The sequence below is a fragment of the Marinobacterium sp. YM272 genome (assembly GCF_050908845.1).
Lineage (GTDB): Bacteria > Pseudomonadota > Gammaproteobacteria > Pseudomonadales > Balneatricaceae > Marinobacterium_D.
Map to the genome: position 1 here is coordinate 113709 of NZ_CP194171.1, position 21212 is coordinate 134920.

A 21212-nucleotide genomic window follows, 5' to 3' on the forward strand; every position below is an offset into this window, starting at 1 on the left:
ACCGGTCAGGGCAAGGTGAAGCCGCTTTAATCGCCCGCGTCCCCGATTGACCCTCTGTGTACTGCTGTTTATAGTCGCCCTGACGGCAGTCTTCATCCGAAGGTGGCCGGCCAAGTCATAGAGGCTACGCGATGTCCGAACACTACTTCAACGCACTGGAACTGAAGATCGACCGTTTACTGTCAAGGCTCGATCAGTTGGAGCAGGAAAACAGCTATCTGCGCGAGCAAACGGGCAAACTGCGCGAGGAACGCGCACAGCTTATACAGTTGCATGACCAGACCCGCGACAAGGTTGAGGGCATGATCTCGCGTCTCAAAGCACTGGAGCAGCAAGCATGAGTCAGGACGCACGCACCGTTACCGTAAAGCTACTGGACAAGGAATACACCATCAGCTGCCCGGACGGCGCGGAAGCCGAGCTGCTGGCCTCTGCCGACCACCTGGACAGCAAGATGCGGGAGATCAAGTCCAGCGGCAAGATCGTTGGGCTCGAGCGCATCGCCGTTATGGCGGCACTGAACGTCTCTCACGAACTTATCAAAAGCCGGGCCCAGACCCAGCAGAATATCGAGATGCAGCTGAAACGTCTCGGCAACAAGATCGACCGCTCCCTCGAACATGAGGCGAAGGACGCAAACAAGCCCACCGATGACGCCTGAAAAACTCTCATAGTCATTATTTATCTTTATATTTCAAAAGATTATAAGCTCCGTAGCAAAAGCTTAAAAAATTACAAGAGCTGACATTCACACCTGCCGCGGTATAATAGGGATCACTTCCTGGGGTGTTCGCTAGTCGGTTAAGTCCCTCGAGCCGATAAGCACTACCCAGAGGATGGCAACCAGGTGTTGTGTGCATGTCCGATCACTCGGAAAGCCTGATATATCTGATGATATCCTCGACCTGAACCTTAGGGTTCAGGGCCACAACCGATGTCGGCACCCTGGGAGGCCCTACCTTGAACACTGTTCCTGCAGAAAAACGTTCCCTGCGTCAGCAGATGCGTCGTCAACGTCGCAGCCTGAGCCGCGCACAGCAGCGTGCCGCCGCGATCGGCGTGCGCAATCGTATCCGTCACCAGCTCTGGTTTCTCAAGGCACGACATATCGCCCTTTACCTGCCCAATGACGGCGAGATCGATCCGGGCCCGTTATTGAAGCTGTGCTGGAAAATGGGCAAGAAGGTCTATCTGCCGGTGCTGCACCCGATACGCCACAACCGGCTCTGGTTCGTCAGCTACACACCCAAAACCCGCATGAGCCCCAACCGTTTCGGCATTCCTGAGCCGTCGCTGCAAAAACATCCGCGACGCCCGGCATGGGCCATGGACCTGGTGATGCTGCCACTGGTGGCCTTTGACGCAGACGGAAACAGGATGGGCATGGGCGGTGGCTTTTACGACCGCACCTTCGGCTACAAACTGAAAGAGAAAAGCATGAAAGGGGCCCGATTGATCGGCCTGGCCCACGAATTTCAGAGGGTAGAAGAGCTGCCGGTACAACCCTGGGATGTACCGCTGTTCGGTATAGTGACCGACAAGGCGAGTTATATTCGCCGTCCGTCCCTTAGCTGTTGAACGCCTGCTGCACCAGCGAAGTAAGCTGCAGGTCGGTCTGGGAAACTCCGGTCATCAGTGCACCGACAACAAACACAAGAACCAGAATGAGAACCAGATCGGGACTCTTCTTCATGTGAGACAACGTTCCATCAAAATTAACTAGCTTTCAGGAGGGCCTGAGACCAGTGGTGGCGGGCTCTCCAACGATTCGTAACAGTTGTGTGACAAAGAATCTGCGCTAGTGTTCCACAGTTCAAAAAAAAAGCAACAGATCTGACAGAGATCGGTGGATAATTATCAGATCTGATACAAAAACATGCGTTTACTCAATTTTTCAGACCAGTATCAGTAACACCAGCGGCATCGTAAGCAGAGACAGCAGTGTCTGCGTGGTAATGATATTGGCCATCAGCTCCGCATCCCCACCCAATTGACGTGCAAGAATATAAGCTGTCGTTGCCGTCGGCACCGATGCAAAAATCAGCAAAACCAGCGTCGCCGCCGGCGATAGCGCAAACAACGCGGCGAGGCCAACAGCGAGCAAGGGGCAGACGATCAGCTTGAACAGGCTCGCGGCAACCACCGCCGGTCCACTGCTCGTCAGCGCGCGCAGATTCAACGCCGCCCCCACCGCCAGCAATCCCAGTGGCAACGCCATACGGCCCAGCAGATCGAGTACCGGCGCAACCGGCGCTGGCATCCCGATACCTGTCAGATTCAGCGCGATGCCGAGCAGACAGGCCAGGATCAGTGGATTTCGGGACAGGGTACGCAGTATCCCTCTCAGGGTGGGCCGGCTCTCTCCGAACCAGGCGAATACCAGCACACAGAGCAGGTTCAGCGTCGGGATCATCACCGCCGCCAGTACCGCCGCCAGCACTATTCCCTGCTGCGGCAACAACACCGCACTGACCGCCAGCGCCACGTAGGTGTTGAACCTCAGGCTTCCCTGGTAGACCGAGGTAAACTTCGCATTATCGATACGCATCAAAGGGCGCACCAGCAGTACAAGCAGCGACAGAATCAGCAGCATCGACAGTACGGCCGCCACCAGTTGCGATGACTGTACCGAGGCCAGGTCAGCCCGGCTCAGCCGGTTGACCAGCAAACAGGGAAAAAGCACAAAGTAGGTGGCCTTTTCAGCCGGTGGCCAGAACGCCGCACCGGGAAAATCCAGACGTCGTGCCAGGTAACCGATCACCAGCAACGCAAAGACCGGCCAAAGAGCAGTGAGAATACCATCCATTGTTGTTTATACTCTGGGCATACCCTTATGATCGGAAGCGCAATCAAAACAATCGCAAACAGACCGCAGGTGCGGTCCAATCAGCCTACACGGAGCCCCTTCCAATGACATCTCTCGTAATGAGTTTTATCGGTCGCGACAAACCTGGCCTGGTCGGCCTGCTCTCGAGCACCATTGCAGAGCATCAGGGCAACTGGCTGGAATCAGGCATGTCCCGCCTTGGCGGCCAGTTCGCCGGTGTACTGATCATCCAGGTACCGGAGCAGCAGCAGGAAGCCCTGACAGCGGCACTGCAGTCACTTGAGGAGAAAGGCCTCAAGGTCAGCATTGAGCGCAGTGAAGAAGCCGGCGCCGAAGCGGAAAGCCGCGCGGTCACTCTGGATCTTATCGGTCACGACAAGCCAGGCATCGTGCGCGAAATTTCCCAGGCCCTGGCCAGCATGCACATCAATGTCCACAAGCTGCAGACAGAGCTGACCTCCGGCTCCATGTCCGGTGAACAGCTGTTCAAGGCCAGCGCCGAGCTGCTGGTACCCAGCCCGGTGGATCTGGATGAGCTGCAGGACAAACTGGAAGCAATCGCTTCCGACCTGATGGTCGATATCACCCTGGATTGATTTAGCGTCAGCCGGCGTGCGCCAGCGCCGGCTCATGCTGTTCCAGCCGCCACAGCAGCGCCATCAGCGCTGCGCCCAGCGCCACTACTCCCGCCGCGATATAGAGCCCAAGATCGTAGCTCCCCAACCGCTCTGCCAGCGTACCGGTGATCGCCGGTGCCAGTATCTGCGCCAGCCCGTAAGAGAGCGTCATCCGCCCCATCAGTTTCGCAGGTTTGGTCGGATAGAAGCGGCCCGCCAGGGTCAGCACCAGACCGACGGCACCAATAAAGCTGGCCCCAAACAGCACCGCGCCTATCAGAGCGCCAGCAAGCGTTGGTGAAAGTGCCGGCATCAGGATGCCCAGCAGTTGCGCTACATAGGCCAGCAGCAGCGCAGGCACGTAGCCGGTCCGGCGCGCCACCTTGTCCCAGACGATCACTGCCGGCGCCGCCGCCAGCCCCAATACCAGGAACACCCAGTTGCCTTTGCTTTCCAGCCCCGGCTGGCGCTGCACGATATCCACGATAAAGGTGGCACTGATCACGTAGCCCCAACCGGCGCAAAAATAGGCCGCCAGCAGCAGATGGTTAAAGCGCCGGCTCGGCGGACGGTCTACCAATTGCTGTCCACTGGTGGTCATGCCACTGAGATCGGGCCTTGGCATCCAGCGCCAGGCAGGCACGGCCAATAGCAGCGCCAGCAGTGCAAAGCCGCTCCACTGCTCACTCCAATCGAGATCCAGGGCGCTGAACAGCTCCACCACCAGTGAGCAGAAGGCGATACCCGCCCCCATACCGATAAAATGCACACCCAGCTCGGCGCGATAGCCATGGCGGATCAGCCAGTTGAGAATCAGCGCACTGGCCAGCAGAAGACCACCGGCCGCACTGAAACCGGCGATGAGACGCAGGATCGACCAGACAAGATAGTTTTCGCTCAGCGGCATCACCAGGGTCGTGACCACGGCCAACACCAGGCAAAGTCGGTAAAGCTGATCTTTAAGGCGAAGATTGGGGACGGCGGCCGCCGCCAGAGCACCGGCGAGATAGCCGATGTAGTTGAAACTGGCGAGCCAGCCGCCGCCAGAGGTATCGAGAGAGGTCTGCTGCAGCATCAGCGGCAGCAGCGGCGTGTACGCAAAACGCGCCACGCCCACTGTCACGATCAGACTAAGAATGCCTGCGCTCAGTACCTTGAGACGCTGATCCATCCCTGCAACTCCCCCGAACTGTTCTTATTGTTGGTATCGGGGGAATATGCGGTGCCTTATTCGCCCCGCGCTGCGATCAGATCACGCCCCCGGTCCACGGCTGCGCGAACCTGGTCCGGCGCCGTACCGCCGATATGATTACGCGCTGCCACCGAACCTTCCAGTGTCAAAACGTCGAATACGTCCTGCTCGATGGTATCGGAGAACTGCTGCAGCTCCTCCAGGGTCATGTCGGACAGATCCTTCTTGGTCTTGATGCCATAGGCCACGGAGAGGCCTACGATTTCATGGGCATCACGGAACGCCACGCCCTTGCGCACCAGGTAATCAGCCAGGTCTGTAGCGGTGGAGAAGCCGCGACGGGCCGCTTCGCGCATCTCTTCCTTGCGGGACTCGATAGCCGGGATCATATCGCCAAACGCACGCAGACAGCCTTTCACCGTATCCACAGCGTCGAACAGCGGTTCCTTGTCTTCCTGGTTGTCCTTGTTATAGGCCAGCGGCTGGGACTTCATCAGCGTCAGCAGTGACATCAGGTGACCGTAGACACGGCCGCTCTTGCCGCGCACCAGCTCGGGTACGTCCGGGTTTTTCTTCTGCGGCATGATGGAGGAGCCCGTGCAGAAGCGATCCGGCAGGTTGATGAAGTTGAACTGGGCGGAGGTCCAGAGCACCAGCTCTTCGGACATGCGGGTCATGTGCATCAGCAGCAGGCTGGACGCGGCACAGAACTCGATACCGAAATCACGATCGGATACCGCATCCAGAGAGTTACCCGCCGGCGCGTCGAACTGCAGCAGCTCGGCGGTGTAGTTGCGATCGATCGGGTAGGTGGTGCCGGCCAGTGCAGCAGCGCCCAGCGGCATGATGTTGACGCGCTTGCGGCAGTCGGCGAAACGCTCGTAGTCGCGGCTCAGCATCTCGAACCAGGCCAGCAGGTGATGACCGAAGGTAACCGGCTGAGCAGTCTGCAGGTGGGTGAAGCCCGGCATGATGGTATCGGCTTCTTTCTCGGCCAGATCCAGCAGGCCCTGCTGCAGGCGGCTGATTTCGGCCAGTACCAGATCGATCTCGTCACGCATGTAGAGACGGATATCGGTGGCCACCTGGTCGTTACGGGAGCGACCGGTGTGCAGCTTCTTGCCGGTGATGCCGATCTTCTTGGTCAGCGCCGCCTCGATGTTCATGTGCACATCTTCCAGCGCCACGGACCACTCAAATTCGCCACGCTCGATCTCGATACGGATCTCACCAAGGCCACGGATGATGTCATCGCGCTCTTTCTCGGTCAGTACGCCAACCTTTTCCAGCATACGAGCATGTGCGATCGAGCCCTGGATATCCTGCTTATAGAGGCGCTGATCGAAGTCGACAGAGGCGGTGAAACGCGCCACGAATGCATCCGTCGGCTCGCTGAAACGGCCACCCCACTGCTGATTGGTCTCTTTGCTCATACCCCTCTACCTCACTGACGCTGAATCGGCCCGCTTTCCGGACCTGTGAATGTCGATGGCGGGATTATACAGCCCTTTACCCCCTCTTTGGCAGGCCGATCACTAGCCACGGCTGCAACGCGTGCAGTGCAGGTTTCGCAAATCAACAAACCAACCATTAATACTTATATTGATACTTTTTGTCCCATTATTTTGACAAACCAAGATTTAAAACCTATTTATATTGAGACCTTAAGTCTCGATATAAAAACAAATAGAAACAAATCAGCACCTGAAGTCGTGGGAACTGGCGATCGTTTTCTACTCGCGCCATAGAGCGCGCTGACAACCGTCCCTCGGCCTACTGATTATTGCGGAGAGTCACCATGAGTAACCGAATCATACTGCCCCGCCTGATGGAAGTGGGCGCCGGAGCCAGCCAGAAAACGCCCGATATTCTGGCGGCGCTGGGCTGCAAAAGCCCGTTGATCGTCACCGACCGGATGATGGTTCAACTGGGCTATGTGGAAAAACTTCAGGCCGCATTAAACGAGGCCGGGCTGGAAAGCGATCTGTTCGCCGACACCCTGCCCGAACCCACCGAAGCCTCGATCATCGCCGGTGTGGATAAAGTAAAAGCCGGCAGCTACGACTCGATCATCGCCCTCGGCGGCGGCAGCCCCATTGACTCGGCCAAGGCGATCTCGATCCTCGGCAAATTCGGCGGCCAGATGCGCGACTACAAGTTCCCGCGCGACGTCAGCGAACAGGGTCTGCCGGTGATTGCGATACCCACCACCGCCGGTACCGGCTCCGAGGTGACCCGCTTCACCATCATCACAGATGCCGACAAGGACGAGAAAATGCTCTGTGTCGGTCTCGGTTTCATGCCGGTTGCAGCACTGGTGGATTACGAGCTGACCATTTCGGTGCCGGCCCGGGTTACCGCCGATACCGGTATCGACGCCCTGACCCACGCCATGGAAGCCTATGTCAGCGCCAAGGCCAATCCGTACAGCGACAGCCAGGCACTGGCCGCCATGCGCCTGATCGGCCCGAACCTGCGCCGCGCCTACCACACTCCCAACAACCGGGAAGCGCGCGAAGCGATGATGCTCGGTTCAACCCTGGCCGGCGTTGCCTTCTCGGCCGCGTCCGTCGCCCTGGTACACGGTATGAGCCGCCCCATCGGCGCCTTTTTCCACGTACCTCACGGCCTGTCCAACGCCATGCTGCTGCCGACGGTGACCGCGTTCTCGCTGGACAGCGCGCCGCAGCGCTACGCCGACTGCGCCCGTGCGATCGGCGTAGCCCTGCAGAGTGATGATACCGACACTGCCAATGCCAAACTGCTGGCGGAGTTACGTGCACTCAACAGCGAACTGAAAGTACCGAGTCCGGCCGAGTTCGGTATCGAGCGGGAACGCTATTTCGAGCTGCGCACCACCATGGCGGAACAGGCCCTGGCGTCCGGCTCACCCGGCAACAACCCCCGCGTCCCCACCGTCGATGAACTGGTCGAGCTGTACGCAGCCGTCTGGAACCAGGAATAAAAAGCTTCAGGAGCCTCCAAATGCCCCATGTAACCAACTTTATCAACAACACCCGTACCCCGAGCGAATCCAGCCGCACCTCAGCGGTATACAACCCCGCTACCGGTCAGCAGAGCGGAACAGTCACTCTTTCCACCGCCGCTGAAACCCGCGCTGCCATCGCCGCCGCCCAGGCCGCTTTTCCGGAGTGGTCTAAAACACCCTCGGTTGTGCGTGCCCGCGCCATGTTCAAGTTCAAGGAGCTGCTGGAGCAGAACCGCGACAAGCTGGCCGAGCTGATCACGCTCGAGCACGGTAAGGTGTTCTCCGATGCCCAGGGCGAGATTACCCGCGGTATGGAAGTGGTGGAATTTGCCTGCGGTATCCCCCACCTGCAGAAAGGCGAGCACTCGCTGAACGTAGGCCGTGATATCGATTCAGATTCACTGATGCAGCCGCTCGGAGTCTGTGCCGGGATCTCGCCATTCAACTTCCCGGCCATGGTGCCTATGTGGATGTTCCCGGTGGCGATCGCCTGCGGCAACACCTTCGTTATGAAACCGTCGGAGAAAGACCCAAGCGCCACCCTGTTTATCGCCGAGCTGCTGGCACAGGCCGGTCTGCCGGACGGTGTCTTCAACCTGGTCAACGGTGACAAGGAAGCGGTGGACGTGCTGCTCACCGATGAGCGTGTGCAGGCGGTCAGCTTCGTTGGCTCCACCCCCATCGCCGAGTACATCTACTCCACCGCCTCCGCCCACGGCAAACGCTGCCAGGCGCTCGGCGGTGCCAAGAATCATATGGTGATCATGCCGGATGCAGACCCGGAGCAGGTGGTCGGTTCGCTGATGGGCGCCGCCTACGGTTCCGCCGGCGAGCGCTGCATGGCGATCTCCGTGGCGGTCTGCGTGGGTGACGAGGTCGCCGACAACCTGGTCGAGATGATGAAAACCGAAATCGGTCAGATGCGCGTGGGTCCGGGCCTTGGCGTCGAGCCGGAGCCGCATATGGGCCCCGTAGTTAGCCGTGAGCACCAGCAGAAGATTCTGTCCTACATCGACACCGGTGTCGAAGAGGGCGCCACCCTGGTCGTGGACGGCCGCAACTTCAGGGTCGCGGGTCATGAGGACGGCTTCTACGTGGGCCCGACCCTGTTCGATAACGTCACCAGCAGCATGCGCATCTTTCAGGAGGAGATCTTCGGCCCGGTACTGGTGGTGGTGCGCGCCAAGAGTTTTGACGAGGCACTGCAACTGATCAATGACCACGAATACGGCAACGGCACTTCCCTGTTCACCCGTGACGGCGATACCGCGCGCCAGTTCGAGGAGAACGTGCAGGCCGGCATGGTCGGTATCAACGTGCCGATCCCGGTGCCGATGGCGTTCCACTGCTTCGGCGGCTGGAAGCGCTCCATCTTTGGCGCACTGAACATGCACGGTTCCGATGGCGTGCGTTTCTTTACCCGCATGAAGACCATTACCCGCCGCTGGCCCACCGGCATCCGCGCCGGCGCCGAGTTCTCCATGCCAACGATGAAATGATCACCACGGAACTCTGATACACCCCAAGCGCTGATCTTCGCCGCCCAAACCGGGCGGCTTTTTATGTTCAGGATGAACGGTATCCCGCGAGCACAAGGATGTGCAGGAGCGGGGTATGCACAGGATGTGCGGTATGCCGCGTAGGACAGGATGTCCGAGAGCGGCGATGTTCAGGATGAACAGTATCCCGCGAGCGCAAGGACACGCAGGAGCGGGATATGTTCAGGATGAATGGTCTGCCGCGTAGGACAAGGACGGCCGAGAGCGGCGATGCACAAGCGCAGAACCGCTATACGAACATCCACGCCCGTCCCTGTATACTCCTTACATCGTTCCACCAGCGGATAATGTGAATACCCCATGACCAATACACGCCGGGAAAAAGGCTCGTCTATTCTCCGAGTGCTTGAAATCGTCGAAGCGGTGGCCAGCGCCAGCAAACCGATGACACCGACGGAGCTTGCCAAACAGCTGGATATCCCCAAGGCCACCGGGCATCGGCTGGTGCAGACACTGGAAAAAGAGGGTTTTCTGCAGACCAACATGCGCGGCTTCGTCATTCCTGGCGCCCGGCTGCACCAGGCCGCACTGGGTATCATCTATGCCGGGCGTTACAAGGCACAGCGCCGCGCCATTCTCGAAGACCTGTCGAGCCATATCGGTGAAACCTGTGGTCTGGCTATCCCGGACGGCACCGAAATGCTCTATTTCGACCGCATCCAGACCAACTGGCCGCTGCAGATCAACCTGCCGATCGGCAGCCACACGCCGACCTGGTGCACCGCCAGCGGCAAGCTCTATCTCGCCAACCTGCCGGAGAGCCAGCGCAAGCTGATGATCGAAAAGCTGCCGATCCAGCAGTACTCACGCAACACGCTTACCGATCCGGTCGAACTGATGGACGAGCTGGCCCATATCGAAGAGCAGCAGCTGGCTGTGGATAACGAGGAGTTTATCGATGGCATGGTCGCCGTGGCCGTACCTGTCAAGGACGCCAACGAGCGCCTGCTTGCCTGCCTGTTCACCCACGCCCCGGTTATCCGCTGCTCGCTGGACGATCTGCTTCAGTTCGAGCCCAGGCTGCGCGAGGCCGCACGCCAGCTGGAGCAGGTGATCCAGGGCCCGGCACAGAGCTGAGCCGCATCAGTCAATCCCGGCGCGGCTTTCTGATACACTGCCAGCCATTTACGCCACTTATATATAAGCCACTTATATTGCTATCTGGTGAGGCCCCGCCTCCTGACAAGGATTCACCCATGAGCAGAACCATCCGCATCGCCACCCGCCGCAGCCTGCTTGCCCTCTGGCAGGCTGAATACGTCAAGGCTGAACTGGAGCGCATCCACCCCGGTATCCAGGTAGAGCTGAACAAGATCGAGTCCAAGGGTGACAAGATTCTCGATACGCCGCTGGCCAAGATCGGTGGCAAGGGGCTGTTCGTCAAGGAGCTGGAAAACGCCATGCTCGACGGTGAAGCCGATATCGCCGTGCACTCCATGAAGGATGTGCCGATGGAGTTCCCCCAGGGCCTGGGCCTGGCGGTGATCTGCCCGCGCGAAAACCCCACCGATGCGTTTGTCAGCAACAGCTATAACCATCTCGATGAACTGCCCCAGGGCGCGGTTGTCGGCACCTCATCCCTGCGCCGTGAGGTACAGATCCGCGAGCGTCGCCCGGACCTGCAGGTAAAATTCCTGCGCGGCAACGTCCAGACCCGCCTGGGCAAACTGGATAACGGCGATTATGACGCCATCATCCTGGCCACCGCCGGCCTGATGCGCCTGAAGCTCAATGAGCGGATCCGCTACGAGATCCCGGCCGAGGAGAGCCTGCCCGCCGGCGGCCAGGGCGCGGTCGGTATCGAGTGCCGCAGCGATGACCAGGAGCTGATCGAGCTCATTCAGCCTTTGCACCATACCGAGACCGCCTATCGGGTCCTCGCCGAGCGCGCCATGAACCGCCGCCTCGAAGGCGGCTGCCAGGTGCCGATCGGCTGCTATGCAACCCTGAACGACGATATCAGCGAGATCTGGCTGCGCGGTCTGGTCGGTCGCCCGGACGGCACCCTGGTACTGCGCGATGAGATCCGTGGCCCGGTGGATCAGGCGGAACAGCTCGGTATCACCCTGGCCGAACGCCTGCTAGACGCCGGTGCCGATGCGATCTTGAAAGAGGTTTATGCCGAGCGTGGCTGAGAACTCTCTGGCCGGGCTGCGCGTACTGGTGACCCGCCCGGCGCACCAGTCTGGTGGATTGATCGCGGCACTGCGTGAACATGGCGCCGAGCCGGTCTCTTTGCCGCTGCTCGAAATTGCCCCCATCGACGAGAGCGACAGCAGCGCCTGGAACCGGATCAAGGGGCGCATCCTGGATCTCGACCTCTACGCCGGCGTGATCTTCATCAGCCCCAACGCCGCTCGTATCGGCGAGCAATGGATCGATACCTACTGGCCGCAACTGCCGGTGGGGGTGCACTGGCTGGCGATCGGTGCCGGCACCGCCGCCACCCTGGAAGGTCTCGGCATACCCGCCTATCACGTGCCAGGCGGCTTCGATTCAGAAGCGCTGCTGGCCGATCCCCTGCTCGCCGATGTGCGCGAAAAGCGCTTTCTGATCCTGCGGGGTGAGGGAGGCCGTGAACTGCTGGCCGAAACCCTCAGGTCACGCGGCGCCGAAGTAGACTACGCTGACCTGTATCGGCGCGTTTGCCCCGACTACAGCCCGACGCACATTAAAAGTACTATTTATGCCAAGCAATTATCCGTTATCCTGATAACCAGCGGCATGGCTCTGGACAACCTGTTGGAACTTGCGGGTGCAGAGCCGGATCTACTCGAAACAGCATTGATCGTTCCGAGCCAGCGGATCGCCGATCTCGCCAGAGCCCGGGGCTTTACACGAATCAGGATAGCGGACGGACCGGATGACTCGTCCATGATCCGCGCGTTAACAGAGTATTGAAAAGCCTTATCGAGCAACGCCGATAGCGTTTCAACCACCTGTTAAGACCTGCCGACTGACTGGAATCTAAGGTATGAACGATACCCGCAAGCCCGAGGAAAACACCCCGGCCACCGAGCCGAAAGACGAACAGACCACCACAGCGGACGCGGTAAACGAGCCCGGCTCCGAATCCTCTGCCGCTGCAGCAACGTCCCCTCCCAGTGAAACAGATTCAAAACCGGCGCAGCCTCAGAGTGCATCCGCTGCGCCCGATAGCGCTGCTGGCGGTGGCTCAGGTACGCCGCCGGCTGCAAAAGAGCAGAAACAGCCTGCCGGCTGGCCTGGCAAGCTGGCGCTGCTGCTGGCGCTTATCTCCCTCGGCGGTGTCGGTTACCTGTTCTGGCAGGGCTGGCAGTTCAAACAGTCCAGCACAGCCACCCAGGACTCGCTGACCCAGAGCATTGAAACCAATCTGGCCAACGCCCGCGCCGAAGTCGCTGACCGGATCAGCGGCGTCAGCCAGACCCTGGGTGCGCTGCAAAGCCAGGCACAGTCCGATAAACAGAATATCGAGCAGCTGCAGCAGCGTCTCACCGACGCCATCAAGCAGGTCAACGCCACCCGTGAAACCTCCCGCGAAGATTTCCTGCTGGCGGAAGCGGAATACCTGCTGCGCCTGGCCAACCAGCGCGTACTGATGGAGCAGACCGCCAACGGCGCCCTGACCCTGCTGAAGTCCGCCGACGAGATCCTGCGCGAAAGCGACGATGTCGCGCTCTACCCGGTGCGCGAGGCGCTGGCACAGGATATTGCCGCACTTGAAGCAGTACCCAAGCTGGATAGCGAAGGCATTTACCTGCAACTCGCCGCCGTTAACCGCCAGGTCCCTAACCTGCGTGTCACGCCGGTGACCGACAAGCGCAAGCTGCCGAGCATGCTGGAGGAGATTACGCCCGAGTCGGTTGAGCAGAGCTGGACCGAAGGTGCGGCTGCGGCCTGGGACAAGGCGGTGGACAAGTTCGAAAAACTGGTGGTAATCCAGCACCGGGACGAACCGGTAGAGCCGCTGATGTCTCCGGAGCAAACCTATTACCTGCAGCAGAACCTCCACCTGATGCTGGAACAGGCACAGCTGGCCCTGCTGCAGCGCAAACAGCAGGCGTACGACGCCAGCCTGGAGAAGGCATCCGCCTGGGTGGCCACCTACTTCGATGACAAGGACGCCACCAGCCAGTCCCTGCTGCGCGCCTTCGCAGAGCTTCAGGAAGTCGAGGTTGCACCTGAGCTGCCCGATATCTCCGCTTCCCTGAAAGCGCTGAAGGCACATCTGCGCGACATGGCACGACTGAAACAGGAGGCGGGCCAATGAAACGCTTCTTCATCATTCTGCTGCTCCTGCTGCTGGCCGGCGCCTGGCTCGGTCAGCTGATGGTGCAGGATCCGGGCTATGTCCTGCTCGCCTACAAGGAAACCACGATCGAAACCAGCCTCTGGGTGCTGCTGCTGATGGCGATCATCGCCTTCGCCATACTGCACACGGTGATCAACCTCATCGGCCGTGCCCGCGTCCCCGCCGAGCGGGTACGCAGCTGGCGTGGACGCCGTAATCAGAAGATCGCCCAGAGCAAAACGCTCAAAGGTCTGATGGCCCTCTCTGAAGGCAACTGGTGGAAAGCCCAGCGTTTCCTGACCCAGGCCGCTGAACGCAGTGAGCAGCCGCTGATCAACTACCTGGCCGCAGCCAAGGCCGCCCACGAGCAGGGCGAATCCAATGCCGCCGACAACCTGCTGCAGAAAGCCCGTGAAGCGACGCCCAAGGCGGAAGTGGCCGTCGGCATCGTACAGGCGCAGATTCAGCTGTCCCGTGGTCAGAACGAGCCTGCGCTCGCCACCCTGCTGCACCTGAAGCGGCTCGCGCCCAAACACACCTATGTCCTGAAGCTACTGAAAGAGGCCTATATCCGTCTCAATGACTGGTCCGGCCTGAACCAGCTGCTGCCGGATCTGCGACGCCACCAGGCGCTGCCGGACGAGCAGTTGCGCGAGCTCGAGACCCTCGCCGCCGGTCACCTGCTGGAGCAGAGCCTGAGCAGCCAGCCGGCAGAGGCGGACAGCAAGACCCGACTCCAGGCGGTGGCACATACCTGGCAGGCTCTGCCCGCCAACTGTACCCATGACACCAACCTGATCGAACAGTACATCGGCCTGATGGTTGAAGCGGGCAGCGCCGACGAAGCGGAGAAGATGCTGCGTGATCAGTTGAAGAAGCACTGGGACGAAAAGCTGGTGTCGCTTTACGGTCGTATCGCCAGCAGTGCACCGCACAAACAGCTGGATACCGCCCGCGCCTGGCTGAAAAAGCATGACGACAGCCCGGCCCTGGAGCTGACGCTGGGACGCCTCTCGATGCAAAACGAACACTGGGGCTCTGCCATCAAACACTTCGAGCAGAGTATCGAGCTGCAACCCAGTTCTGAGGCCTATGCGGAACTCAGCCGGCTGCTGAGCCACCTGGGAGAGAAAGAGCGCGCCAGCGAAATTTCCACCCGGGGCTTTAGTATGGTTAACGGTACGCTGCCGCTACTGCCGCTGCCCGATGAGAAAGCTGAGCCTGCGCAAAGCGCTGCCAAGCTCTGAGACTTGAACCCCGATACACGGCCCCGAGCTGGGGCCTTCAACGCTTAAATAAAGGACGAAAACATAAATGCTGGAACGTCAGTTTGAACGCCTGATGTACCTGTCGCGCTGGATACTGGCGCCGATCTACCTGGGACTGAGCCTGGCGCTGGTCGCCCTTGGCATCAAGTTCTTCATGGAGCTGGCCCACCTCCTGCCTCATATTGCCGAGATCGCCGAGACCGAACTGGTGCTGGTGATCCTGTCCCTGATCGATCTGACGCTGGTGGGTGGCCTGCTGGTGATGGTGATGTTTTCCGGCTACGAAAACTTCGTCTCCCGCATCGATCTTGATGAGGGCTCGGAGAAGCTGAGTTGGCTCGGCACTCTGGATACCAACAGTCTGAAGAACAAGGTCGCCGCCTCCATCGTAGCGATCTCCTCGATCCACCTGTTGAAGATATTCATGAATGCCGAGAATGTGGAAAACGACAAGCTGCTCTGGTACGTGCTTATCCACATGACCTTCGTCGTGTCCGCCTTCGCCATGGGCCTGCTCGACAAGCTGACCAAGAAAGCGCACTGAATTCGCCAGTAACGGATACAGAGATTGCAAAGGGGCTCACTGAGCCCCTTTTTAACGCCGGTACGTCATTAGCGCTCTACATTTTCCATCCGCGCCGGTTCCACGATCTCGATCGAGTAGCCGTCCGGATCCTTGATAAACGCCAGATCCTTCATTTTGCCCTGCTTCGGGTGCTTAACGTCTTCCAACTCGTTGGCACCGAACTAGGCGATAGCCGCATCCAGGTCCGACACCGTAAAGCAGATATGACCCAAGCCCTGGAAATCAGCCTCGCGCCGATTTACGCAGCGCATAGGGCATCAGTCGCAAACGCAGATCGCTTTGTGCAAAGGAGGTACATAAGCGGATGATCGGTGGGGCGTCGTAGTCACCGAGAAGGTGCAGCTGCGGATAGGTCTGACGGACAGCCCCCTGAAGCAGGGCCGCCTCACAGATTTCGCAGTTGCCGTTGCGGCAGGATGATCTGACCGGGTAGCCCGCGTCGGACAGCGCTTCGAGCAGGGAATCGGCCGGGTTCGCGATAACCGGGGCTGTGAAGCCTTCAATCCACAGTCTGCGTTGCGTCACCGGCCTGGCTCCTAGTGTTCGGGCAGTATATCGAGCTCTTCCCAGAGCTGGTCAACCCGAGCTTTAACGGCGTCGTCCATCTCGATCGGCACACCCCACTCGCGGTCGGTCTCGCCCGGCCACTTGTTGGTGGCATCCATTCCCATCTTCGAGCCGAGTCCCGACACGGGCGACGCGAAGTCGAGATAATCGATCGGCGTGTTATCCACCAGCAGGGTATCACGGCTCGGGTCCATACGGGTGGTGATCGCCCAGATCACATCCTTCCAGTCCCGCGCATTCACATCATCATCGCAGACGATAACGAATTTTGTGTACATAAACTGGCGCAGGAAGGACCAGACGCCCATCATCACGCGCTTGGCGTGGCCCGGGTACTGCTTCTTCATGGTCACCACCGCCATGCGGTAGGAACAGCCCTCCGGCGGCAGGTAGAAGTCGACAATCTCCGGGAACTGCTTGCGCAGGATAGGCACAAACACCTCGTTCAGTGCCAGACCCAGTACCGCCGGTTCATCGGGCGGACGTCCCGTGTAGGTGCTGTGGTAGATCGGCGCTTCACGCTGGGTGATGCGCTCCACCGTGAATACCGGGAAGCGATCCACCTCATTGTAGTAGCCGGTGTGATCCCCGAACGGTCCCTCGTCGGCCATCTCCTCCGGGTCGATGTAACCCTCGAGGATGATCTCCGCACTGGCCGGCACCTGAAGATCGCTGCCGATACACTTCACAACCTCGGTCTTGCCGCCGCGCAGCAGGCCGGCGAAGGCGTATTCCGACAGGGTATCCGGCACCGGCGTTACCGCACCAAGAATGGTGGCCGGGTCAGCCCCGAGGGCAACGGCGACCGGAAACGGCTCGCCGGGATGGGCCTGTTTCCATTCGCGAAAGTCGAGCGCACCGCCGCGATGGGAGAGCCAGCGCATGATCAGCTTGTTGCGACCGATCAGCTGCTGACGGTAGATACCCAGGTTCTGGCGCGGCTTTTCCGGGCCACGGGTCACCACCAGCGGCCAGGTCACCAGGGGCCCTGCATCGCCGGGCCAGCAGGTCTGGATCGGGATACGGTTCAGATCCACGTCATCACCTTCGATCACGGTATGCTGGCAGGGCGCGTTCTTGACCACCTTGGGCCCCATGTTCAGCACCTGCTTGTACAGCGGCAGCTTTTCCCAGGCGTCTTTCATACCGCGGGGCGGTTCCGGCTCTTTCAGCTGAGACAGGGTTTCACCTACCCGTCGCAGCGCCTCGACGGACTCCTCACCCATGCCGAGGGCAACCCGCTCCGGCGTACCGAACAGGTTGGTCAGCACCGGGTAGTCATAGCCCTTGGGGTTTTCGAACAGCAGTGCCGGGCCGCCGGCCCTCAGCGTGCGATCGCTGATTTCGGTCATCTCCAGGTAGGGATCGACCTCGGTGCGGATACGTTTGAGCTCACCGCGCGACTCCAGCATCTTGATAAAGTCGCGCAGATCCTTGTACTTGGGGCTAGTCATCAGCTTGGATACCTTCTGCTGAGTTCCAGTTGATCGGTTACAGGCCCGATTGAGGGGCATAAAAAAGGGCGAGTAGTGAAGCGCTCTTCAGGCTTCTCTTACTCACCCTTTCTAACGATGGATCAGTCGCTGTTACTTGCGCTTCATCGACATGAAGAACTCATCGTTGGTCTTGAAGTCCTTCAGCTTGTCGATGACGAACTCGGTGGCTGCGGTATCTTCCATGGAATCCAGCAGCTTGCGCAGGATCCACATCCGCTGCAGCTCTTCCTCGGAGGTCAGCAGGTCTTCGCGACGGGTGCTGGAGCGACGGATATTGATCGACGGGAAGACACGCTTCTCAGCGATCTTACGGTCCAGGTGCACCTCGGAGTTACCGGTACCCTTGAACTCCTCGAAGATAACCTCGTCCATCTTGGAACCGGTATCGACCAACGCGGTAGCGATGATGGTCAGGCTGCCGCCCTCTTCAATGTTACGCGCAGCACCGAAGAAACGCTTCGGACGCTCCAGCGCGTGGGCATCGACACCACCGGTCAGTACCTTACCGGAAGACGGGATAACGGTGTTGTAGGCACGGGCCAGACGGGTGATGGAGTCGAGCAGAATGACCACGTCCTTCTTGTGCTCGGTCAGGCGCTTGGCCTTTTCCAGCACCATCTCGGCAACCTGCACGTGACGGGACGGCGGCTCGTCGAAGGTGGAGGCAACCACTTCGCCGCGCACGGTGCGCTGCATGTCGGTCACTTCCTCCGGGCGCTCATCGATCAGCAGAACGATCATGTAGCACTCGGGGTTGTTACGGGTGATGCTGTTGGCGATGTTCTGCAGCATCAGTGTCTTACCGGCCTTAGGCGGTGACACGATCAGCGCACGCTGACCTTTACCCATCGGGGTAACCAGGTCCAGTACACGGGCGGTGATATCTTCGGTACTGCCGTTACCCAGCTCCATGCGCAGGCGTTTCTGCGCGAACAGCGGCGTCAGGTTTTCGAACAGAATCTTGTTCTTCGCGTTTTCCGGACGATCGTAGTTGATCTCGTTGACTTTCAGCAGCGCGAAGTAGCGTTCACCATCCTTCGGCGGACGAATCTTACCGGCAATGGTATCCCCGGTACGGAGATTGAAGCGTCTGATCTGGCTGGGGGAAACGTAGATATCGTCGGGACCGGCGAGGTAGGAGGAGTCTGCGGAGCGGAGGAAGCCGAAGCCGTCCTGCAGAATTTCGAGAACACCATCGCCGTAGATGTCCTCCCCGCTCTTGGCGTGCTTCTTGAGTATCGCGAAGATCACGTCCTGTTTACGGGACCGGGCCATGTTTTCGAGGCCCATATCAGTGGCGATCTGTAGAAGTTCCGGAACGCTTTTAGTTTTGAGTTCGGTAAGATTCATAGTTTTTTGAACACAGCCGCAAAGGACTGAATGCCAGGATGGAAACCGGAGTGGTTATTAGTCGGAAGAAAAATTAAGTGCTCAGGCCGACGCCTGCAGCGGACGCTGGGGCCGGACAGATAAGTGAAAAGCAATATAAAGCTTAAGGGAACAGCTGTCCAGCGTATAGGGCAAGAAAACGCAATGGCCGGAAACCGGCACATCGCGTCCCTGCACCTCGATCAGAGGTTGGCGTCAACAAAAGCCGCCAGCTGTGACTTGGACAGCGCGCCGACCTTGGTTGCTTCAACGTTGCCACCCTTGAACAGCATCAGCGTGGGGATGCCACGGATACCGAATTTCGGCGGAGTTTCGTTGTTCTCGTCGATATTCAGTTTGCAGACTTTCAGACGGCCTGCGTAGTCCTTGGCGATCTCTTCCAGAACCGGGGCGATCATCTTGCACGGACCACACCACTCGGCCCAGTAATCAACCAGGACAGCCTCATCCGCTTTCAGGACTTCCTCTTCGAAAGTCGCATCGGTAACGCTTACGATGTTCTCACTCATTAGCTCTGCTCTCCAGTGCATCAGGGAAGATTGAAGTCAGTCTATAGCAACCCGGACGAGAGCTGAACGATTCAATGCAAAACGCAAGACTCCAACCCAAACCTTCAAGCGATCTGGTGTAGAGAATGGGGTAAGCAGTGATCGTCGTCGCAGATATCGCCTTATATCAGGGCTGGGTGACTGATGCCGGCACTTCCCGAGTGCGTTAAAAACTGACAGCTGATGATACCACCAGCCAGAAAGCAATGTGAACAGCGTATTAAACCCGCATTTCCTGCGGGTTTGAGCCTGCACCGCAGAATCGACATCTGTTAATCTTCGCTATTCACCAATCCGAAACAGTACTCAGGTAGCCCCTACCAGTTGACGCGGAGAGCTCCAAAGGATGCCAGATCAGGATTTAACCACTGCTAACGATACACAGGGGTCGCTGCTTGCCGCTATCGATCTCGGCTCCAATAGCTTTCATATGGTGGTTGCCCGGCTCAGCGACGGCGAACTCAAGCCGATCGACGTGATGTCAGAAAAGGTGCAGCTGGCTGCAGGCCTGGATGAGCAGAGCATTTTAAGTGAAGAAGCACAGCAGCGCGGTCTGGATTGCCTGAGCCGGTTCGCTCAGCGGGTATCGGAGCTGCCCCGCAGCGCCATCCGTATCGTGGGTACCAACGCCCTGCGCGAGGCGAAAAACCGCAGCCAGTTTATCGCCCGGGCGGTTGAAGTACTCGACGTTCCTATCCAGGTAATCGCCGGACGCGAGGAAGCGCGCCTGATCTACCTCGGGGTTGCCCACACCCTCTCCGATGACAGCGATCGCCGTCTGGTGGTCGATATCGGCGGCGGCAGCACCGAGTTCATCATCGGCTCCCGCTTCGAACCACTGCGGCTGGAAAGCCTGCATATGGGCTGCGTCAGCTACACCCAGCGTTTCTTCAGCGACGGCACCATCACCCGGGAGGCGATGGACAGAGCGCGCACAGCCGCTGCCCGTGAACTGCTGGCGATCCGCCGCGATTACCGCCGCCTGCGCTGGAGCAGCACCATCGGCTCATCCGGCACCGCCAAGGCGCTGCGGCTGGCCTGCAAGACCCTCGGTTTCGGCGAGGAGATCACCCTGGATGGCCTCAAGGCGGTTCGTGACCAGCTGATCGGCTTCGGCCAGGCAGAAAGCATCGATATAGAGGGGATCAAACCGGCGCGGCGGGCGGTTCTGCCATCGGGCACCGCCATTCTGATCGCCGCCTTCGAGGTCCTCGGCATCAAGTCGATGGAGTACTCCGACGGCGCGCTGCGCGAAGGCCTGCTCTACGACATGGCCGGCCGGCTACGCCACGAGGATGTGCGCGAACGTACCATCACCGCGCTGAAAAAGCGCTACCGTGTGGACGCAGGCTACACCCGACGGGTTGAAACCACCGCGCTGTTCCTGCTCGACCAGGCCGCCGATACCTGGTCACTGCAGGGCGAGGAATACCGCAACATGCTGGCCTGGGCGGCCCGAACCCACGAGATCGGCCTGACCATCGCCCACACCCAGTTTCACAAGCACAGCGCCTACCTGCTGCAGCACTCCGACCTTCCAGGCTTCACCAACACCGAACAGCAGTTGCTGGCGTTTCTCGCCCGCGGTCATCGTCGCAAATTTCCGAAGGAGGAGTACAAGCTGCTGCCGGACGACAAACGCCAGAGCTATCGTTTCCTCTGCCTGATTCTGCGCCTGTCGGTGCTGATGCATAGAAGCCGCAGCACCGCCAAGCTGCCGGCGCTCAGGTTAAAAGCGAAAGAGAAGTCGATCCGGCTCTGTTTCCCCAGGGGCTGGCTCGAAAACCATCCGCTGACCCGCGCGGACCTGGACAGCGAAGCGGAATATCTGCGTGCCATCGGTTTCGAACTCAGTATCGACTGACAGCCCTGAGCGTCAGAGGGAGGCTTCAGACCCTGCC

General features: G+C 59.5%; 21 protein-coding genes and 1 other RNA gene. 14 read left to right on the top strand and 8 right to left on the bottom strand.

All coding sequences use genetic code 11. The features are described from left to right. Window positions 1–131: 131 nt before the first annotated feature. From ACQUQP_RS00605 to ACQUQP_RS00620, 4 genes are all read left to right on the top strand, one after another. Complete coding sequence (locus ACQUQP_RS00605; RefSeq protein ID WP_432696893.1) at window positions 132–341, top strand: TIGR02449 family protein; 210 nt, start codon at window positions 132–134, stop codon at window positions 339–341. Further along, on the top strand, window positions 338–661 hold the full coding sequence (locus ACQUQP_RS00610; protein ID WP_432696894.1) for a cell division protein ZapA: 324 nt from the start codon (window positions 338–340) through the stop codon (window positions 659–661). Before ACQUQP_RS00605 ends, ACQUQP_RS00610 begins: the two co-directional genes overlap by 4 nt. Window positions 662–775: 114 nt before the next feature. After that, window positions 776–956, top strand: a non-coding RNA gene (gene ssrS, locus ACQUQP_RS00615) — 6S RNA. A gap of 4 nt (window positions 957–960) precedes the next feature. Then, window positions 961–1578, top strand: coding sequence for a 5-formyltetrahydrofolate cyclo-ligase (locus tag ACQUQP_RS00620; protein WP_432696895.1), 618 nt, complete (start codon window positions 961–963; stop codon window positions 1576–1578). Here the strand turns inward: ACQUQP_RS00620 and ACQUQP_RS00625 are convergent. Continuing rightward, the gene (locus ACQUQP_RS00625) at window positions 1568–1693 is read right to left on the bottom strand and encodes a hypothetical protein (protein ID WP_432696896.1); all 126 of its coding nucleotides are present in this window, start codon (window positions 1691–1693) and stop codon (window positions 1568–1570) included. The two genes, ACQUQP_RS00620 and ACQUQP_RS00625, sit on opposite strands and share 11 nt — an antisense overlap. Before the next feature lie 201 nt (window positions 1694–1894). Continuing rightward, the gene (locus ACQUQP_RS00630; RefSeq protein WP_432696897.1) at window positions 1895–2806 is read right to left on the bottom strand and encodes an AEC family transporter; all 912 of its coding nucleotides are present in this window, start codon (window positions 2804–2806) and stop codon (window positions 1895–1897) included. A 104-nt stretch (window positions 2807–2910) separates the two neighbouring features. Between ACQUQP_RS00630 and ACQUQP_RS00635 the strand changes: the two genes are divergently transcribed. After that, window positions 2911–3423: a glycine cleavage system protein R gene (locus ACQUQP_RS00635; protein ID WP_432696898.1), complete on the top strand. Its 513-nt coding sequence runs from the start codon at window positions 2911–2913 to the stop codon at window positions 3421–3423. Window positions 3424–3430: 7 nt separating this feature from the next. Here the strand turns inward: ACQUQP_RS00635 and ACQUQP_RS00640 are convergent, their stop codons facing one another. Beyond that, window positions 3431–4615, bottom strand: a complete 1185-nt coding sequence (locus ACQUQP_RS00640; protein WP_432696899.1) for a YbfB/YjiJ family MFS transporter — start codon at window positions 4613–4615, stop codon at window positions 3431–3433. Window positions 4616–4671: 56 nt separating this feature from the next. Beyond that, window positions 4672–6069, bottom strand: coding sequence for an argininosuccinate lyase (gene argH / locus ACQUQP_RS00645; protein ID WP_432696900.1), 1398 nt, complete (start codon window positions 6067–6069; stop codon window positions 4672–4674). A gap of 365 nt (window positions 6070–6434) precedes the next feature. On the opposite strand from argH, the gene ACQUQP_RS00650 reads away from it, so the two are divergent. The 8 genes from ACQUQP_RS00650 (at window position 6435) to ACQUQP_RS00685 (ending at window position 15269) form a co-directional block, all read left to right on the top strand. Beyond that, entirely contained in the window at window positions 6435–7601 is a 1167-nt protein-coding gene (locus ACQUQP_RS00650) for an iron-containing alcohol dehydrogenase (RefSeq protein ID WP_432696901.1), read from the top strand. 20 nt (window positions 7602–7621) lie between these two features. Beyond that, window positions 7622–9124, top strand: a complete 1503-nt coding sequence (locus tag ACQUQP_RS00655; protein ID WP_432696902.1) for a CoA-acylating methylmalonate-semialdehyde dehydrogenase — start codon at window positions 7622–7624, stop codon at window positions 9122–9124. A 360-nt stretch (window positions 9125–9484) separates the two neighbouring features. Then, complete coding sequence (locus ACQUQP_RS00660; RefSeq protein WP_432696903.1) at window positions 9485–10261, top strand: IclR family transcriptional regulator; 777 nt, start codon at window positions 9485–9487, stop codon at window positions 10259–10261. A 119-nt stretch (window positions 10262–10380) separates the two neighbouring features. Next, a complete protein-coding gene (gene hemC, locus ACQUQP_RS00665) occupies window positions 10381–11319 on the top strand; it encodes a hydroxymethylbilane synthase (protein ID WP_432696904.1) in 939 nt (312 codons plus the stop codon). Then, window positions 11312–12085, top strand: a complete 774-nt coding sequence (locus ACQUQP_RS00670; RefSeq protein ID WP_432696905.1) for a uroporphyrinogen-III synthase — start codon at window positions 11312–11314, stop codon at window positions 12083–12085. Before hemC ends, ACQUQP_RS00670 begins: the two co-directional genes overlap by 8 nt. A gap of 73 nt (window positions 12086–12158) precedes the next feature. After that, window positions 12159–13436 carry a uroporphyrinogen-III C-methyltransferase gene (locus tag ACQUQP_RS00675; RefSeq protein ID WP_432696906.1) on the top strand — a complete coding sequence of 426 codons (1278 nt, stop codon included), beginning with the start codon at window positions 12159–12161 and terminating at the stop codon, window positions 13434–13436. Beyond that, window positions 13433–14704, top strand: coding sequence for a heme biosynthesis HemY N-terminal domain-containing protein (locus ACQUQP_RS00680; RefSeq protein ID WP_432696907.1), 1272 nt, complete (start codon window positions 13433–13435; stop codon window positions 14702–14704). The genes ACQUQP_RS00675 and ACQUQP_RS00680 overlap by 4 nt, the downstream gene beginning before the upstream one ends. Window positions 14705–14771: 67 nt before the next feature. Next, a complete protein-coding gene (locus ACQUQP_RS00685; protein ID WP_432696908.1) occupies window positions 14772–15269 on the top strand; it encodes a TIGR00645 family protein in 498 nt (165 codons plus the stop codon). A gap of 264 nt (window positions 15270–15533) precedes the next feature. On the opposite strand, the gene ACQUQP_RS00690 is transcribed toward ACQUQP_RS00685, so the two are convergent. From ACQUQP_RS00690 to trxA, 4 genes are all read right to left on the bottom strand, one after another. Continuing rightward, window positions 15534–15836 carry a 2Fe-2S iron-sulfur cluster-binding protein gene (locus tag ACQUQP_RS00690; RefSeq protein ID WP_432696909.1) on the bottom strand — a complete coding sequence of 101 codons (303 nt, stop codon included), beginning with the start codon at window positions 15834–15836 and terminating at the stop codon, window positions 15534–15536. A gap of 11 nt (window positions 15837–15847) precedes the next feature. Beyond that, window positions 15848–17332, bottom strand: a complete 1485-nt coding sequence (gene ubiD, locus ACQUQP_RS00695; protein ID WP_432696910.1) for a 4-hydroxy-3-polyprenylbenzoate decarboxylase — start codon at window positions 17330–17332, stop codon at window positions 15848–15850. A gap of 132 nt (window positions 17333–17464) precedes the next feature. Next, window positions 17465–18724 carry a transcription termination factor Rho gene (gene rho / locus ACQUQP_RS00700; RefSeq protein ID WP_432696911.1) on the bottom strand — a complete coding sequence of 420 codons (1260 nt, stop codon included), beginning with the start codon at window positions 18722–18724 and terminating at the stop codon, window positions 17465–17467. Window positions 18725–18945: 221 nt separating this feature from the next. Continuing rightward, window positions 18946–19272 carry a thioredoxin TrxA gene (gene trxA / locus ACQUQP_RS00705; RefSeq protein WP_132293923.1) on the bottom strand — a complete coding sequence of 109 codons (327 nt, stop codon included), beginning with the start codon at window positions 19270–19272 and terminating at the stop codon, window positions 18946–18948. A 385-nt stretch (window positions 19273–19657) separates the two neighbouring features. On the opposite strand from trxA, the gene ppx reads away from it, so the two are divergent. Continuing rightward, window positions 19658–21175: an exopolyphosphatase gene (gene ppx / locus ACQUQP_RS00710; protein ID WP_432696912.1), complete on the top strand. Its 1518-nt coding sequence runs from the start codon at window positions 19658–19660 to the stop codon at window positions 21173–21175. Window positions 21176–21212 lie beyond the last annotated feature (37 nt).

Bases quoted from the DNA above. Each gene is read 5' to 3' on its own strand.
- ACQUQP_RS00605 (WP_432696893.1), top strand. From the start codon at position 132: ATGTCCGAACACTACTTCAACGCACTGGAACTGAAGATCGACCGTTTA.
- ACQUQP_RS00610 (WP_432696894.1), top strand. From the start codon at position 338: ATGAGTCAGGACGCACGCACCGTTACCGTAAAGCTACTGGACAAGGAA.
- ACQUQP_RS00625 (WP_432696896.1), bottom strand. From the start codon at position 1,693: ATGAAGAAGAGTCCCGATCTGGTTCTCATTCTGGTTCTTGTGTTTGTT.
- ACQUQP_RS00630 (WP_432696897.1), bottom strand. From the start codon at position 2,806: ATGGATGGTATTCTCACTGCTCTTTGGCCGGTCTTTGCGTTGCTGGTG.
- ACQUQP_RS00635 (WP_432696898.1), top strand. From the start codon at position 2,911: ATGACATCTCTCGTAATGAGTTTTATCGGTCGCGACAAACCTGGCCTG.
- ACQUQP_RS00640 (WP_432696899.1), bottom strand. From the start codon at position 4,615: ATGGATCAGCGTCTCAAGGTACTGAGCGCAGGCATTCTTAGTCTGATC.
- argH (WP_432696900.1), bottom strand. From the start codon at position 6,069: ATGAGCAAAGAGACCAATCAGCAGTGGGGTGGCCGTTTCAGCGAGCCG.
- ACQUQP_RS00650 (WP_432696901.1), top strand. From the start codon at position 6,435: ATGAGTAACCGAATCATACTGCCCCGCCTGATGGAAGTGGGCGCCGGA.
- ACQUQP_RS00655 (WP_432696902.1), top strand. From the start codon at position 7,622: ATGCCCCATGTAACCAACTTTATCAACAACACCCGTACCCCGAGCGAA.
- ACQUQP_RS00660 (WP_432696903.1), top strand. From the start codon at position 9,485: ATGACCAATACACGCCGGGAAAAAGGCTCGTCTATTCTCCGAGTGCTT.
- hemC (WP_432696904.1), top strand. From the start codon at position 10,381: ATGAGCAGAACCATCCGCATCGCCACCCGCCGCAGCCTGCTTGCCCTC.
- ACQUQP_RS00675 (WP_432696906.1), top strand. From the start codon at position 12,159: ATGAACGATACCCGCAAGCCCGAGGAAAACACCCCGGCCACCGAGCCG.
- ACQUQP_RS00680 (WP_432696907.1), top strand. From the start codon at position 13,433: ATGAAACGCTTCTTCATCATTCTGCTGCTCCTGCTGCTGGCCGGCGCC.
- ACQUQP_RS00685 (WP_432696908.1), top strand. From the start codon at position 14,772: ATGCTGGAACGTCAGTTTGAACGCCTGATGTACCTGTCGCGCTGGATA.
- ubiD (WP_432696910.1), bottom strand. From the start codon at position 17,332: ATGACTAGCCCCAAGTACAAGGATCTGCGCGACTTTATCAAGATGCTG.
- rho (WP_432696911.1), bottom strand. From the start codon at position 18,724: ATGAATCTTACCGAACTCAAAACTAAAAGCGTTCCGGAACTTCTACAG.
- trxA (WP_132293923.1), bottom strand. From the start codon at position 19,272: ATGAGTGAGAACATCGTAAGCGTTACCGATGCGACTTTCGAAGAGGAA.
- ppx (WP_432696912.1), top strand. From the start codon at position 19,658: ATGCCAGATCAGGATTTAACCACTGCTAACGATACACAGGGGTCGCTG.